The following is a 16,297-nucleotide window of genomic DNA, read 5'->3' on the forward strand; positions in this document are numbered from 1 at the left end:
GCACACCGGCCGGTACGCCGACGCGGACGTACCGGGCGCACAGACGAAACGGCGGTGGGGCGTCCCTCCCAGGAGGGACGCCCCACCGCCGTTGTGCGTATGGCCGGTCAGCGGCCGTTCGCCGGCAGCCAGCCCGTCTGGACCAGCTGCGCACCGCGCTTACGCGTGATGAACGTCGCCCGTCCAGGCGTCAGGCTCTGGCCCTTGATGTTGCCCATCAGCGGGCCCTCGGCCGGGTCGGCCGAGAGGATCAGACCCTGCGCACCGAGCTCCTTGGTGCGCTGCATCACGGGCTCGAACGAGGACCGTCCGGCACCCGAGGAGCTGCGCGCGATGATCAGGCGCAGACCCAGGTCACGGGCGAACGGCAGGTACTCCAGCAGCGGCTGCAGCGGGTTGCCGCTGCTGGTCGCCACCAGGTCGTAGTCGTCCACGATCACGAACGCGTCCGGCAGGTCGTACCAGCTGCGGTTGCGCAGCTGCTCCGGCGTGACGTCCGGCCCGGGCATCCGCCGGCCCAGCGAACCGGCCAGACCGCCGATGACCTCCTGTAGCTGCGGTCCCGCGGCGCAGTACTTGTACAGATGGCTCTCGGGGACCTCGCCGAGCAGCGCGCGACGGTAGTCGGAGACCACCATCAGCGCCTTGTCGGAGGGGTACCGCTCGGCGATCTGCTTGGTCAGCAGACGCAGCAGCGACGACTTGCCCGACTCGCTCTCGCCGTAGATGACCAGCAGCGGGTCGGTCTCGAAGTCGATGAACGCCGGCGACAGCGTGGTCTCGTCGACACCGATCGCGATCCCGTGCTCCGGGTAGTCGCTGCCCTTGGGCAGCTCGTTGATGTGCAGCATCGTCGGCAGCATCCGCACCTTGGGGGCGGGCTCGCCCTGCCAGTGCTCGCTGACCGTCGACACCAGGTTCGCGATGCCGTCGCTGAGCGTCTCCGGGTCGCTCATCCCGTCCAGCCGCGGCAGCGCCGCCAGGAAGTCGAGCTTCTCGGGGGACATACCGCGACCCGGCTTGCCCATCGGGACGTTCTCCGCGCGCTTGCGGTCGAACTCCGACTCCATCGGGTCACCCAGGCGCAGCTCGACGCGGTTGAGGAGCTGGTCGCGCAGCGCGGGCCGCACCTCGGTGTAGCGCGCGCCGGCGATGATCAGGTGGACACCGAAACCGAGACCCCGGGCGGCGATGTCCAGGATCACCGGGTCCATCTGCTCGTAGTCGGTCTTGAACGTCGCCCAGCCGTCGATGACCAGGAAGACGTCGCCCCACTTCTGGTCGGGGAAGGCGCCCGCGGCCCGCCGCTGGCGGTAGGTCCCGATCGAGTCGATGCTGTTGGAGCGGAAGAACTCCTCACGCTCGTTCAGGATGCCGACGACCTCGGCGACCGTACGGCGCACCTTCTCCGCGTCCAGACGCGAGGCGACACCGCCGACGTGCGGCAGCCCCTCCATGGTCAGCATGCCGCCGCCGCCGAAGTCGAGGCAGTAGAACTGCACTTCGGCCGGGGTGTGGGTGAGCGCGAACGAGGCGATCGCGGACCGGATCAGCGTGGACTTACCGGACTGCGGACCACCCACGACCAGACCGTGACCGGCACCGGCGGAGAAGTCCAGGTACATCACGTCACGACGCTGCTCGAACGGCTTGTCCACCAGCGCGACCGGCACCACGAGCTTGCCGAGCGCGGTGTACTCCGGCGCGTGCACACCCCGCTCGGGCGTGACCGCGAGCGCCGGCAGCAGCTGGTTGACCGTCGGCGGCTCGTCCAGCGGCGGCAGCCACACCTGGTGCGCCGGCGGGCCCTGGCCCTGCATGCGCTGGACGATGACGTCCAGCACGGTGTCGGCGAGCGCGTCGTCCTGCTCCGGCTCGACCGGCTCGATGGGGGTGGGGTCCTCGATGATCTGCTCGATGACCGGGGCCGCCGTGAACGGCACCGGCATCCGCGTCGTACGGCTGCCGCCGGGGCCACCGCCGGCACCCGGACCGCGGTACGGACCGGAGACATACGCGGCCTTGAACTGGACCATCGTCTCGGTGTCGTACTTCAGGATGCCGGAACCGGGAACGTTCGGCAGGTGGTAGGCGTCCGGCACACCGATCGCGGTCCGCGACTCGGCCGCGGAGAAGGTCCGCAGACCCAGCCGGTAGGACAGGAAGGTGTCCAGACCGCGCAGCTTGCCCTCTTCCAGACGCTGCGAGGCGAGCAGCATGTGCACACCCATCGAACGGCCGATACGGCCGATCTGGATGAACATGTCGATGAAGTCGGGCTTGGCGGTCAGCAGCTCGGAGAACTCGTCGAGCACCATCACCAGCGACGGCAGCGGGTCCAGCGGGGCACCCGCGGCACGCGCCTTCTCGTAGTCGGTGATGTTGGCGTAGTTGCCCGCCGAGCGCAGCAGCTCCTGACGGCGCTGGAGTTCACCGGTGATCGAGTCGCGCATGCGGTCGATCAGCGTGACGTCCTCACCGAGGTTGGTGATGACCGCCGCGACGTGCGGCATCTCCGACATACCGGTGAAGGTGGCGCCACCCTTGAAGTCCGCGAGGATGAAGTTGAGGGTCTCCGAGGAGTGCGTGACCGCGAGCGCGAGCACCAGGGTGCGCAGCACCTCGGACTTACCGGAACCGGTCGCACCGACACACAGTCCGTGCGGGCCCATGCCCTCCTGTGAGGCCTCCTTGATGTCGAGCATGACGGGCTGGCCGTCCTTGTCGACACCGATCGGCACCCGCAGCCGCTCGTGCAGCGTCCGCGGCCGCCACGTACGCGACACATCGACGGAACCGGCGTCACCGATGTTCATCAGGTCGGTGAAGTCCAGGTTCGACAGCAGCGGCTCCTCGCCGTCCGCACCGGAACCCGCCCGCAGCGGGGCCAGCTGACGCGCCAGCGCCTCCGCCTCGGGGATCGACAGGGTGTCGCAGACACCGTGGTAGACCGCGCCGCTGGCCGACTCCAGCACCAGCTTGCCCGGCCACACCTGTACGGCCAGACCGCCGCGGATCTCGTCCAGATCGCCCGGTACGACCTCCAGGATGGTGACGCCCTGCAGGCCCTCGGCCCCGGCGATCACCGAGTCCATCGGCACCTCGCCGCCGTCCAGCACGATCACCACATGCGGGGCGTCGGTCACCGGAGTGCCCTGCGGGTTGAACCGCCCACGGCCCTCCAGGTCGTCCGTCAGCAGCTCCTCGATCTCACCGAGGTCGCCGACCACCAGCCGGCGCGAACCCGCACCGTCGGTGGTCTTGTCCTGCACCTGCGGCAGCCACTTCGTCCACTCCCACTCCGCCTGCGCACCGGGCGCGGCGACGACCGCCACCACCAGGTCCTCGGGCGAATGCAGGGTGCACAGCTGGGCGATGATGGCGCGCGAGGCACCGTAGACCGTGTCCGGGTCACCCGAGACGGTCAGGTGGTAGAAGGCGCGCAGCGACACCGCCAGCGGCAGGTTGTCCAAATGCCCGTGCTTGTCGAGGAATTCCTTCATCGCATGCGCGGTGAGCGGCTCCAGCTCGTCGACCGGAGCGGTCTCCGGAGCCCTGAGCGGAGTGGCCAGCTGCTGCGGCCCGAGCCCCAGGCGCACCTGCCCGAAGTCCGGATCGGTCGCCCGGCGTTCCCATACCCGTTTGCCCTCGGCCACGATGGACCACAACTGGCTCGGGTCGGGATGGGTGAACAGCTGCGCGTCCCGCTGCTTGCGCGCGGTGCGCCGTACCTCTTTCCGCTTCTGCGTAAGGTACTTGAGGTAATCCTGGCGCTCCTGAACCATTTGCCCGGAAGGCCCCTGCCGAGCCTTGACGATCTGTACGATCGCCATTGCCAGGGTGGACGCCACCATAAAGCCGCCCATGATTTTCATGAACGGCTGGTTGCCCATGAACAAGAAACCCGCCGAGGACGCCATACCCATCATGGGCATAAGGGTCATCAGCATGTTCTCTGATTCGCCCTCACGCGGAAGCTCCGGAGGCGCCTCGAGTGTCACCTCCTCCGAGGGGACTTCGGGTGGCAGCGCGCGGGGCGGGCGCTTGACGATGACAACGCTCACCGAGGCATCAGTCCTTCATGCATGTCGCAGACTCGGACCGCCCCCGTTGGTTCGACGGTCCCCCGAGCCAAGTCCTTGGCCCGACGCAGGCGTTGATCCTACTGTTAAGCGTCAAGTCTCGGGGTGGGTGGGGCGGTCGCCGAATCGGACGGTACGCTGACGCACCGCGAGCGCGCCACGGCCCCGCAGAGACGGCTCTATATATACGGCGCGCGAAGCGACAAAACGCCCAACGGATAGGGGGAACCGCCAGGTGAGCACGAGCACTGGCACCGGCTTTTGCCGGGTCACAGTCGCCGCGCCGGATGCACGGATCGACGTGGCTCTGCCGGAGGACGTCGCACTCGTCGACATTTATCCGGAGATCCTGCGGCTCTCCGGGCAGTCCCAGGCCGAGGGTGCACCCACCGGCTATCACCTCGTGCGCCGCGACGGCACGGTTCTCGACGCCGGACAGTCGCTCGCGCAGCAGCAGATCCTCGACGGCGACCTGCTTCTCCTGAAGCCGTTCGCCGAGTCGCTGCCGCTCCCGGTCTTCGACGATGTCTCCGACGCCGTCGCCTCCGCGGTCAAGCGCAACCGCAGCCGCTGGAGCGACGACCTCATGCATGTCGTCGGCCTCACCGCCGGTGTGCTGCTGCTCGTCATGATGGCGTTCGCCCTGTGGTTCTCGAACCCCGTCGACCGCGACATGCACCGCCTGCCCGGCATCATCGCCGGTGTCGTCGGCATCGTCCTGGTCGCGCTGGCCGGCGTCCGCGCCCGGGTCTACGACGACCACGGCTCCTCCATCGCGCTGGGCCTGTCCGCACTGCCGCATCTGCTGCTCGCCGGCTCCGGCATCTTCCCCGTCGAGGCGGGCGGCGGCCCCGGCCGGCTGCACCTCCTCGTCGGCTGTGTGACCGTACTCATCGCCTCCGTGCTTCTGGTGGTCCTGCTGCCGCGCGGTGACGCACCCTTTGTCGCGGCCGCCTTCCTGGCCGCCATCGGCACCCTCGCCGTCTTCGCCGCGATCCTCACCGACGCCGCGCCCCGCGAGGTCGCCGCCGTCACCGCCGTCGTCTCCATCGCGCTGGTCGCCTGGCTGCCCGGTCTCTCCGCCCGCTTCGCCCGTCTGCCCATCGGCTACAAGTCGCCCGACCAGATCGCCAAGGGCTCCTTCGACAACGGCGGCGAGACCGAGTCCGTCGACTTCGTCAAGATCGGCAACCAGGCCAAGCGCGGCCACGAGCTGCTGCTCGGCCTCGTCGCCGGCTGCGCCGCCCTGGTCGTCGGCTCGGCCGGTATCGTCCTCGGCTTCTCCGACAACATGTGGGCCCAGCTGCTCGCGCTGGCCGCGGGCATCACGATCATGCTCCGGGCCCGGCTCTTCGACTACACCGCGCAGGTCGCCTGCCTGACCATCGCCGGCATCCTGACGATCGTCCTGCTGATCCTGGGTATCGCGCTGCACCCGCCGCAGAACATCTTCGTCGACCTCCTGCAGTACCAGGACTCCGGTCCGCTGAACATCCGCACCGTCTGGTTCTCCAGCAGCATCGCGGCGGGCGCCGCCCTCCTGGTGGGCGTCGGTCTGGTCGTCCCCCGCAAGGGTGTCACCCCCTTCTGGGGACGGATCTTCGACATCTTCGACGGTCTGGTCCTGCTGTCCCTGGTGCCGCTGTGCCTGGCGGTCTTGGACGTCTACAACAAGGTGCGCGGCCTCACCAGCAGCTAGCGCGCCCATCTGCCCCGGATACGGCCCCCCGACCACCCGGTCGGGGGGCCGTTTTCCAACTGGTACGCTGTGTGACGGTCCGGTCGAGTTATCCAAGATTCCCTGTGAAGCAAATCCAGGGGCGCTCACGGGTCGAAACCACTGAGGAGTACCGCGTGTCGCTCGACGCCGCTACGAAGAAGCAGATCATGGCCGAGTTCGCCACCAAGGAGGGTGACACCGGCTCCCCCGAGGTTCAGGTTGCGATGCTCACCCGCCGCATCTCGGACCTGACCGAGCACCTCAAGACCCACAAGCACGACCACCACTCCCGCCGTGGTCTGCTGCTGCTCGTCGGCCAGCGCCGTCGCCTGCTGCAGTACCTGGCGAAGAAGGACATCACGCGCTTCCGCGCGCTGGTCGAGCGCCTGGGCATCCGCCGCGGCGCGGCGGGCGCCAAGTAATCCAAAAAAAGCGCCGCAGAGGGAGCGGTTCCCACCGGGGGCCGCTCCCTTTGCCGTACGCACCGGATGCCTTCGCCACCTCATGGTGGACGGAAGCTTTGTAGTCTGGTGCATATCGCAAAAAGCGAACGCGGTAGGAGCGCCTCCTGGCCGCCGGTCCTCGGTAGTGGCCCCCGGACGATCCATGGACACCATGCGTCATCACTCCGGGTGCTTCGATCGAAGACCGGCCCGCACCGGCGCTCCACCGAAGACGGTCTGCTGCCACACGGGCAGCAGACGCAGACGAGGAGATATTCCTGGTGGAGAACGAGACCCACTACGCCGAGGCCGTTATCGACAACGGTTCGTTCGGCACCCGCACCATCCGCTTCGAGACGGGCCGCCTGGCCAAGCAGGCCGCCGGTTCCGCCGTGGCGTACCTGGACGACGACACCATGGTGCTGTCGGCCACCTCCGCTTCCAAGACGCCGAAGGACCAGCTGGACTTCTTCCCGCTGACCGTCGACGTCGAGGAGCGGATGTACGCAGCCGGGAAGATCCCCGGTTCCTTCTTCCGCCGTGAGGGCCGTCCCTCCGAGGACGCCGTCCTCACCTGCCGGCTCATCGACCGGCCGCTGCGCCCCTCCTTCAAGAAGGGCCTGCGCAACGAGATCCAGATCGTTGAGACGATCATGGCGCTCAACCCCGACCACCTCTACGACGTGGTCGCCATCAACGCCGCCTCCTGCTCCACGCAGCTGGCCGGTCTGCCCTTCTCCGGCCCGATCGGCGGCACCCGTGTCGCGCTGATCAACGGCCAGTGGGTCGCGTTCCCGACCCACACCGAGCTGGAGAACGCCGTCTTCGACATGGTCGTGGCCGGCCGTGTCCTGCCGGACGGCGACGTCGCGATCATGATGGTCGAGGCCGAGGCCACCGAGAAGACCATCCAGCTGGTCAAGGACGGTGCCGAGGCGCCGACCGAGGAGGTCGTCGCCGCCGGTCTGGAGGCCGCCAAGCCCTTCATCAAGGTGCTGTGCAAGGCCCAGTCGGACCTCGCCGCCAAGGCCGCCAAGCCGACCGGCGAGTTCCCGGTCTTCCTCGACTACCAGGACGACGTCCTGGAGGCGCTGACCGCCGCCGTCAAGGACGAGCTGGCCCAGGCGCTGACCATCGCGGGCAAGCAGGACCGCGAGGCCGAGCTGGACCGCGTCAAGGCTCTGGCCGCCGAGAAGCTGCTGCCGCAGTTCGAGGGCCGCGAGCGGGAGATCTCCGCCGCCTACCGGTCGCTGACCAAGTCCCTGGTGCGCGAGCGCGTCATCAAGGACAAGGTCCGCATCGACGGCCGTGGCGTCACGGACATCCGTACGCTCGCCGCCGAGGTCGAGGCGATCCCGCGGGTGCACGGCTCGGCCCTGTTCGAGCGTGGCGAGACCCAGATCCTGGGCGTCACCACCCTCAACATGCTCCGCATGGAGCAGCAGCTGGACACCCTCTCCCCGGTGACCCGCAAGCGCTACATGCACAACTACAACTTCCCGCCGTACTCCGTCGGTGAGACCGGCCGCGTGGGCTCGCCCAAGCGCCGCGAGATCGGCCACGGCGCGCTGGCCGAGCGCGCCATCGTGCCGGTGCTGCCGACCCGCGAGGAGTTCCCGTACGCGATCCGTCAGGTCTCCGAGGCGCTGGGCTCCAACGGCTCGACGTCCATGGGCTCGGTCTGCGCCTCGACCATGTCGCTGCTGAACGCCGGTGTGCCCCTCAAGGCCGCTGTCGCCGGTATCGCCATGGGTCTGATCTCCCAGGAGATCGACGGCCAGACGCACTACGTCGCCCTCACCGACATCCTCGGTGCGGAGGACGCCTTCGGTGACATGGACTTCAAGGTCGCCGGCACCAAGGAGTTCGTCACCGCGCTGCAGCTCGACACCAAGCTCGACGGCATCCCCGCCTCGGTCCTGGCCGCCGCGCTGAAGCAGGCCCGCGACGCCCGCCTCCACATCCTCGATGTGATGAACGAGGCCATCGACGTCCCGGACGAGATGTCCCCGAACGCCCCGCGGATCATCACCGTCAAGATCCCGGTGGACAAGATCGGTGAGGTCATCGGCCCCAAGGGCAAGATGATCAACCAGATCCAGGAGGACACCGGCGCCGACATCACGATCGAGGACGACGGCACCATCTACATCGGTGCCGCCGACGGTCCGGCCGCCGAGGCCGCCCGCGCCACGATCAACGGCATCGCCAACCCGACCATGCCGGAGGTCGGCGAGCGCTACCTGGGCACGGTCGTCAAGACCACCACCTTCGGTGCGTTCGTCTCCCTGCTCCCGGGCAAGGACGGCCTGCTGCACATCTCGCAGATCCGCAAGCTCGCCGGTGGCAAGCGCGTGGAGAACGTCGAGGACGTGCTCGCGGTGGGCGCCAAGGTCCAGGTCGAGATCGCCGAGATCGACCAGCGCGGCAAGCTCTCCCTGATCCCCGTGATCGAGGGAGAAGACGCGGACAAGGGTGCCAAGGACGACACGAAGGACGACACCGACAAGTGACGTCTCGTACGCACACGACGACGGCCCGCACCTCTTCGGAGGGGCGGGCCGTCGCCCGTACCCAAACGCTTCTCAAGGGCACCGCGGGCGCCGGCACGGTCCGCCGGACCACCCTCCCCGGCGGCCTGCGCATCGTCACCGAGACGCTGCCGACGGTCCGCTCGGTCACCTTCGGGATCTGGGCGCACGTCGGCTCCCGCGACGAGACCCCGTCCCTCAACGGCGCCACGCACTACCTTGAGCACCTGCTCTTCAAGGGCACCGAGCGGCGCAGCGCCCTGGACATCTCCTCCGCCATCGACGCGGTCGGCGGCGAGATGAACGCCTTCACCGCGAAGGAGTACACCTGCTACTACGCGCGGGTGCTGGACACCGATCTGCCGCTCGCCATAGACGTGGTGTGCGACATGCTCACCGGCTCGCTGATCGAGGCCGAGGACGTGGACGCCGAGCGCGGCGTCATCCTCGAAGAGATCGCGATGACCGAGGACGACCCGGGCGACTGTGTGCACGACCTGTTCGCGAACACCATGCTCGGTGACACCCCGCTCGGCCGCCCCGTCCTGGGCACCGTCGACACGGTCAACGCCCTCACCCCCGAGCGCATCCGCCGCTTCTACAAGAAGCACTACGACCCCACCCACCTCGTCGTCACGGCGGCCGGCAACATCGACCACGCCAAGGTCGTCCGCATGGTCCGCCGCGCCTTCGAGCAGGCCGGGGCCCTGGACCGCGTCGACGCCACCCCGATCGAGCCGCGCTCCGGCGCGCGCGCCATCCGCACGGCCGGCCGTGTCGAGCTGCTCAACCGCAAGACCGAGCAGGCCCATGTGATCCTCGGGATGCCCGGTATGGCGCGTACCGACGACCGGCGCTGGGCGATGGGCGTGCTGAACACCGCCCTGGGCGGCGGGATGAGCTCCCGTCTCTTCCAGGAGGTCCGCGAGAAGCGCGGCCTGGCCTACAGCGTGTACTCCTACACCTCGGGCTTCGCCGACTGCGGTCTGTTCGGCGTCTACGCCGGCTGCCGCCCGAACCAGGTGCACGACGTACTCAAGATCTGCCGCGACGAACTCGACCAGGTCGCGACCCATGGCCTCAGCGACGACGAGATCCACCGGGCGATCGGCCAATTGCGCGGATCGACCGTCCTCGGTCTGGAGGACACCGGCGCGCTGATGCACCGCATCGGCAAGAGCGAGCTGTGCTGGGGCGAGCAGATGTCGGTCGACGACATGCTCGCCCGGATAGCGGCCGTCACCCCGGACGAGGTGCGCGAGGTGGCCCGCGATGTACTGGGCCAGCGCCCCTCGCTGTCCGTCATCGGCCCCCTGAAGGACCGGCAGGCGGCCCGGCTGGACGAGGTCGTCGCGTAGGGCCGCAGGGCCTGCCGCCGTACCACCGAGAGAGAGACTGGAAACGATGAGCAAGCTGCGTGTGGCCGTACTCGGAGCCCAGGGGCGCATCGGCTCCGAGGCTGTACGGGCCGTCGAGGCCGCCGAGGACATGGAGCTGGTCGCCGGACTCGGCCGGGGGGACAAGCTGGAGACGCTGGTCGAGGCCGGCGCCCAGGTCGTCGTCGAGCTGACCAACCCCGGCGCGGTGATGGGCAACCTCGACTTCTGTGTGCGTCACGGCATTCATGCGGTGGTCGGGACCACCGGCTGGACCGATGAGCGCCTCGCGCAGCTGCGCACCTCGCTCGCCGCCTCGCCCGGGGCGGGCGTGCTCATCGCCCCGAACTTCTCCATCGGCGCGGTGCTGACCATGCAGTTCGCGCAGCAGGCGGCCCGCTTCTTCGAGTCGGTCGAGGTCGTCGAGCTGCACCACCCGAAGAAGGCGGACGCCCCGTCCGGCACCGCGGCCCGCACCGCCCAGCTGATCGCCAAGGCCCGCGAGGAGGCCGGCTGCGCCCCGCAGCCGGACGCCACCAGCACCGCGCTGGAGGGTGCCCGTGGCGCGGACGTGGACGGCGTTCCCGTGCACTCGGTACGGCTGCGCGGTCTGCTGGCGCACCAGGAGGTGCTGTTCGGCGGGGAGGGCGAGACCCTCACCATCCGCCATGACTCCCTCCACCACAGCAGCTTCATGCCGGGCATCCTGCTCGGTGTGCGCCGCGTGGTGACCACTCCGGGCCTGACCGTGGGCCTGGAAAACTTCCTCGACCTGGGCTGACGGCATGGGCGGAAAGATCACGTACTTCTTCCTCGCCACCGTGCTGGTCATTGTCTTCGGCGTGGTGGGACTGGAGGGCGTGCTGCTCCTGCTGACCGGTGAGCCGGCAGCCATGGGCATGGGGGCGGTGGCGTTCCTGCTGCCGTGCATCGGTGCCTGGTTCCTCTGGCACAACACCCGCTTCGCGCGCGACGCCCACCGGCTGGCGCATGCGCTGGAGGCCGAGGGCGGGCTGCCGGCCGACGAGCTGGCGCGGACCCCCGGCGGCCGGATCGACCGGGACGCGGCCGACGCGGTGTTCGCCCAGCGGCAGGCCGAGACGGAGGACGCGCCCGGCGACTGGCGCACCTGGTTCCGGCTCGCCGTCGCCTACCACGACGCCCGGGACACCCCACGCGCCCGCAAGGCCATGCAGCGCGCCATCGCCCTGCACGACAAGAAGCCCGTACGGACCGCCTAGCAGGCCTGTCCGTACGGGCTCGATGCGACGCCCGGTGCACGCCCGAGGGCGGGCGCCGGGCACCGGGGCTCAGTGGCGGTACTCCGCCTCCCACGCCTCCAGCACATCCGCGGCCCGCTCGAACGCCTCCGGGCGGGACAGAAAATCGCCGTTGTGATCCGTGAGCAGCGCCCGCAGCGGCTCGCCCTGCCTGCGCTCGACGATCAGTGCCTGTCCCTGCACCGTCCGCGGCAGCCCCAGCCAGCGCACCGGCTGCTGCAGCGTACGGACGGTGGCGATGGCGCTCCACGGCTCCGTCGTCGTACGCAGCAGATTCACCTGCCGCAGACCCTGCGCGCTGACCCATACGCCCACTCGCAGCAGCCGTAGCGCGAGGGCGATCATCAGCGCCGCCACCACGGAACAGGCCGCGGCGCCGGGCAGCGAGCCGGCCATCGCGGTGATCATCGCGGAGAGCAGCACGAACGAGGCGAGCAGCAAAAGCACAGCCGCCGCCCCTACGCGCCACGGTCCGGGGCGGTAGGGACGGCGCCAGTGGTCGGGCTCGTCGTGCGGGAGCGCGGCCGATTCCGCGTCATGGGTCTCGAGGTCGCGGTCGGCCGTCAGAAAGGGCAGGGGCACGGCTGATCCTCACTCATGGGCACACTGGAGCTGTGACCGGTGAGGTTATCGGGACCGGCGGGACGGAACCACTTTGCGGCACGCCCCGCCCGCCCGTTCAGCGGTGGGCGGCCTCGGACTGATGCACCCGGCTTGAGGTGGAACTGTCCTGCTGCAGTGCGGGAACGCCGAACAGCAGGGCGCCGGCCAGGCCGCCCACGACTGTCAGCGTGATCAGTGACTGGCCTACGAGCTGCGCGCGGGACGCGCGCTGGCGCGGCGGGGGAGTGACATTGCTGCGGAACCGGTCTGCCTCGGCAACAAAGGCGAACGGGACGGGCTCTCGCCGGCGGAACATGAGCGGGCTCTCCTAGGAACCTCGAAGTGGGCACTGTCACAGGGTTAGACGTCTGCGGCGCCCGATTGGTGCCCGTTTTCCGGCACTTCTGTGAAAAATATCAACTGCCGTTCCGCGCCCTGCTATAGAGCGTCCCTTTTGCGGCTAACGCGGCATCACGCCGCATTTCCCGGACTGTCAGTGGCGGGCCGTAGGCTGGTCGCGCACGAGGATCGATTGGAAGGAACCGCCGGTGTCCCACACCCCCGCCGAGAGCACTGAGAGCCCTGACAGTGCAGCCGTCAGCTTCCGGAGCGAGGTGACGGTCGAGCTGGTCAAGCACAGCGCTGCGGACAGCGACGTGCTCTGGGCGGCCCGCGTCTCCACGGCCGGCGAGCAGTCGCTGGAGGAGCTCCAGAAGGACCCGGAGCGCTCCAAGGGCTTGATCAACTACCTCATGCGGGACCGTCACGGCAGCCCCTTCGAGCACAACTCCATGACCTTCTTCATCAGCGCACCGATCTTCGTCTTCCGCGAGTTCATGCGCCACCGCGTCGGCTGGTCCTACAACGAGGAGTCCGGCCGCTACCGCCAGCTGGATCCGGTCTTCTATGTCCCCGGTGAGTCCCGCAAGCTCGTCCAGCAGGGCCGCCCCGGGAAGTACGAATTCGTCGAGGGCACCCAGGCGCAGCACGAGCTCACCGGTCGTGTCATGGAGGACTCCTACCGCCGGGCGTACGAGGCCTACCAGGAGATGCTCGCCGCCGGCGTCGCCCGCGAGGTCGCCCGCGCGGTGCTCCCCGTTGGCCTGTTCTCCTCCATGTACGCGACGTGCAACGCACGCTCCCTGATGCACTTCCTCGGCCTGCGTACGCAGCACGAGCTCGCCGCGGTCCCCTCCTTCCCGCAGCGCGAGATCGAGATGGTCGGCGAGCAGATGGAGGCCCACTGGGCCAAGCTCATGCCGCTCACGTACGGCGCATTCAATGCGAACGGCCGGATCGCTCCGTAAGGCCAGGCGGCGGGCCGGATCCCGGAGCGCGCAGGACAGAAGTGCGAAGTGTCCGGATTGCGGCATTTTGAGAAGTTCATCTACGCTGAACAGACGGACCCGGCACTGCTTGAACCCCCGAGCAGGCAGTGCCGGAGTCCACATCCCTGCTCCCCAGGGGCGCATCCCGCGGTGAGCTACGAGTAGCGTGGGACCCATGGCTCCGACTTCCACACCGCAGACCCCCTTCGGGCGGGTGCTGACCGCCATGGTCACGCCGTTCACGGCGGATGGCGCTCTCGACCTCGACGGCGCGCAGCGGCTCGCCGCCCATCTGGTGGACGCCGGCAATGACGGCCTCGTCGTCAACGGCACCACCGGAGAGTCTCCGACCACCAGTGATGCGGAGAAAGCCCAGCTGGTCCGCGCCGTGGTCGATGCGGTCGGCGACCGCGCCTTTGTCGTAGCCGGAGCCGGCACCAACGACACCCACCACAGCCTTGAGCTCGCCCGCGCTGCCCAGGACGCCGGCGCCCATGGCCTGCTAGCCGTGACGCCGTACTACAGCAAGCCGCCCCAGGAGGGCCTGCTGTGGCACTTCACGGCCATCGCGGACGCCACCGACCTGCCGGTGATGCTCTATGACATCCCCGGCCGCAGCGGCGTCCCGATCAACACCGAGACCATCGTCCGGCTGGCCGAGCACCCCCGGATCGTCGCCAACAAGGACGCCAAGGGCGACCTCGGCCGCGCCAGCTGGGCCATCGCCCGCTCCGGCCTCGCCTGGTACAGCGGCGACGACATGCTCAACCTCCCGCTGCTCTCGGTCGGCGCCATCGGTTTCGTCTCCGTGGTCGGCCATGTCGTCACCCCCGAGCTGCGCGCCCTCCTGGACGCCCATCTCAATGGTGATGTCGCCAAGGCCACCGAGATCCACCAGAAGCTGCTGCCCGTCTTCACCGGCATGTTCCGCACCCAGGGCGTGATCACCACCAAGGCCGCGCTCGGCCTCCAGGGCCTGCCCGCGGGTCCGCTGCGTCTGCCGCTCGTCGAGCTCTCCCCCGAGGAGACCGAACAGCTCACGCGCGATCTCGCCGCCGGCGGGGTACAGCTCTGAACACAGACTTCATAACTGAATACGGACCAACAACCGCCACATAGCAAGTGCACGAATGTCATGCGCGCCACGTGCCTCGAAGGCAGCGTGGCGCGTGTGGTGAGGAGAGTCTTTTGAGTCATCCGCATCCCGAGCTCGGCGCTCCGCCGAAGCTTCCCAAGGGCGGCCTGCGGGTCACCCCCCTCGGCGGCCTGGGCGAAATCGGCCGCAACATGACGGTCTTCGAATACGGCGGCCGGCTGCTGATCGTTGACTGCGGAGTGCTTTTCCCCGAGGAGGAGCAGCCCGGAATCGACCTGATCCTGCCGGACTTCTCGTCCATCAGGGATCGCCTCGACGACATCGACGGCATCGTGCTCACGCACGGCCACGAGGACCACATCGGCGGTGTCCCCTACCTCCTGCGCGAGAAGGCGGACATCCCGCTCATCGGCTCCAAGCTGACCCTCGCCCTGATCGAGGCCAAGCTCCAGGAGCACCGCATCCGCCCCTACACCCTTGAGGTGAAGGAGGGGCACACCGAGAAGATCGGCGTCTTCGACTGCGAGTTCGTCGCGGTCAACCACTCCATCCCCGATGCGCTGGCCGTCGCCATCCGTACCCCCGCGGGCATGGTGGTGCACACCGGTGACTTCAAGATGGACCAGCTCCCGCTGGACCGGCGCCTCACCGACCTCCCCGCCTTCGCGCGGCTCGGCGAGGAAGGCATCGACCTTCTCCTCTCCGACTCCACGAACGCCGAGGTCCCGGGATTCGTCCCGCCCGAGCGGGACATCTCCAACGTCCTGCGCACGGTGTTCGCGAACGCCCAGAAGCGCATCATCGTCGCCAGTTTCGCCAGCCATGTGCACCGCATCCAGCAGATCCTCGATGCGGCCCATGAGTACGGCCGCCGGGTCGCCTTCGTCGGCCGCTCGATGGTCCGCAACATGGGCATCGCCCGCGAGCTGGGCTATCTGAAGGTCCCGGCCGGCCTGGTCGTCGACGTCAAGATCCTCGACGATCTCCCCGACGACGAGGTGGTGCTGGTCTGCACCGGCTCCCAGGGCGAGCCGATGGCGGCCCTCTCCCGGATGGCCAACCGCGACCACCAGATCCGGATCGTCCAGGGCGACACGGTGATCCTGGCGTCGTCCCTCATCCCGGGCAACGAGAACGCGGTCTACCGCGTGATCAACGGCCTCACCAGGTGGGGCGCGGACGTCGTCCACAAGGGCAACGCCAAGGTCCATGTCTCGGGCCACGCCTCGGCCGGCGAGCTGCTGTACTTCTACAACATCTGCAAGCCGAAGAACCTGATGCCGGTACACGGCGAATGGCGCCATCTGCGCGCCAACGCCGAACTGGGCGCACTGACCGGCGTACCGAAGGACCGGATCGTCATCGCCGAGGACGGCGTCGTGGTCGACCTCGTCAACGGCGTCGCAAGGATCGTCGGCAAGGTCCAGGCCGGCTACGTCTACGTCGACGGCCTCTCGGTCGGCGATGTCACCGAGGCCCACCTCAAGGACCGCCGCATCCTGGGCGACGAGGGCATCATCTCGGTCTATGTGGTCGTGGACAGCAGCACCGGCAAGATCGTCAGCGGCCCGAACATCCACGCCCGTGGCTCGGGTATCGACGACGCGGCCTTCTCCGGCGTGATCCCCAAGATCGACGAGGCGCTGGCCAAGTCGGCGCAGGACGGCATCACGGAGCCGCACCAGCTCCAGCAGCTGATCCGCCGCTCGGTCGGCAAGTGGGTGTCGGACAACTACCGCCGCCGCCCGATGATCCTCCCTGTGGTCGTCGAGGTCTGACGCACAGAGCCGTACGAAGGCACTCAAGTCGGAGCGGGGCGCCCGGATTTGCATCCGGGC

The 16,297-nt window shown here is 68.7% G+C and carries 12 protein-coding genes; 9 read left to right on the forward strand and 3 right to left on the reverse strand.

Annotation, left to right across the window (positions count from 1 at the left end; all coding sequences use genetic code 11):
• Window positions 1-107: 107 nt before the first annotated feature.
• Window positions 108-4,064: a type VII secretion protein EccCa gene (gene eccCa / locus DY245_RS38305; RefSeq protein ID WP_128511716.1), complete on the reverse strand. Its 3,957-nt coding sequence runs from the start codon at window positions 4,062-4,064 to the stop codon at window positions 108-110.
• Window positions 4,065-4,317: 253 nt separating this feature from the next.
• Here eccCa and eccD point away from each other — a divergent pair, with 253 nt between their 5' ends.
• The 6 genes from eccD (at window position 4,318) to DY245_RS38335 (ending at window position 11,393) form a co-directional block, all read left to right on the forward strand.
• On the forward strand, window positions 4,318-5,781 hold the full coding sequence (gene eccD, locus DY245_RS38310; RefSeq protein ID WP_128511717.1) for a type VII secretion integral membrane protein EccD: 1,464 nt from the start codon (window positions 4,318-4,320) through the stop codon (window positions 5,779-5,781).
• Between the two features lie 155 nt (window positions 5,782-5,936).
• A complete protein-coding gene (gene rpsO / locus DY245_RS38315; RefSeq protein ID WP_128511718.1) occupies window positions 5,937-6,224 on the forward strand; it encodes a 30S ribosomal protein S15 in 288 nt (95 codons plus the stop codon).
• A 302-nt stretch (window positions 6,225-6,526) separates the two neighbouring features.
• Window positions 6,527-8,758 carry a polyribonucleotide nucleotidyltransferase gene (locus DY245_RS38320; RefSeq protein ID WP_128511719.1) on the forward strand — a complete coding sequence of 744 codons (2,232 nt, stop codon included), beginning with the start codon at window positions 6,527-6,529 and terminating at the stop codon, window positions 8,756-8,758.
• Entirely contained in the window at window positions 8,755-10,134 is a 1,380-nt protein-coding gene (locus DY245_RS38325) for a M16 family metallopeptidase (protein ID WP_128511720.1), read from the forward strand. Before DY245_RS38320 ends, DY245_RS38325 begins: the two co-directional genes overlap by 4 nt.
• A gap of 46 nt (window positions 10,135-10,180) precedes the next feature.
• Entirely contained in the window at window positions 10,181-10,933 is a 753-nt protein-coding gene (gene dapB, locus DY245_RS38330) for a 4-hydroxy-tetrahydrodipicolinate reductase (RefSeq protein WP_128511721.1), read from the forward strand.
• 4 nt (window positions 10,934-10,937) lie between these two features.
• Window positions 10,938-11,393, forward strand: coding sequence for a hypothetical protein (locus DY245_RS38335; protein WP_128511722.1), 456 nt, complete (start codon window positions 10,938-10,940; stop codon window positions 11,391-11,393).
• Window positions 11,394-11,462: 69 nt separating this feature from the next.
• Here DY245_RS38335 and DY245_RS38340 read toward each other — a convergent pair whose 3' ends face one another.
• Window positions 11,463-12,014 (reverse strand): PH domain-containing protein, encoded by a 552-nt coding sequence (locus tag DY245_RS38340; RefSeq protein ID WP_128511723.1) that lies wholly within the window; start codon window positions 12,012-12,014, stop codon window positions 11,463-11,465.
• A 97-nt stretch (window positions 12,015-12,111) separates the two neighbouring features.
• A complete protein-coding gene (locus tag DY245_RS38345) occupies window positions 12,112-12,351 on the reverse strand; it encodes a hypothetical protein (RefSeq protein WP_128511724.1) in 240 nt (79 codons plus the stop codon).
• A gap of 232 nt (window positions 12,352-12,583) precedes the next feature.
• On the opposite strand from DY245_RS38345, the gene thyX reads away from it, so the two are divergent.
• The 3 genes from thyX to DY245_RS38360 all read left to right on the forward strand — a co-directional run bounded on the left by thyX (window position 12,584) and on the right by DY245_RS38360 (window position 16,237).
• Window positions 12,584-13,342, forward strand: coding sequence for an FAD-dependent thymidylate synthase (thyX, locus tag DY245_RS38350; RefSeq protein WP_128511725.1), 759 nt, complete (start codon window positions 12,584-12,586; stop codon window positions 13,340-13,342).
• 196 nt (window positions 13,343-13,538) lie between these two features.
• Window positions 13,539-14,438, forward strand: a complete 900-nt coding sequence (dapA, locus tag DY245_RS38355; RefSeq protein WP_128511726.1) for a 4-hydroxy-tetrahydrodipicolinate synthase — start codon at window positions 13,539-13,541, stop codon at window positions 14,436-14,438.
• A 113-nt stretch (window positions 14,439-14,551) separates the two neighbouring features.
• On the forward strand, window positions 14,552-16,237 hold the full coding sequence (locus tag DY245_RS38360; RefSeq protein ID WP_128511727.1) for a ribonuclease J: 1,686 nt from the start codon (window positions 14,552-14,554) through the stop codon (window positions 16,235-16,237).
• Window positions 16,238-16,297 lie beyond the last annotated feature (60 nt).

It is taken from the genome of Streptomyces inhibens, assembly GCF_003389455.1.
GTDB lineage: Bacteria > Actinomycetota > Actinomycetes > Streptomycetales > Streptomycetaceae > Streptomyces > Streptomyces inhibens.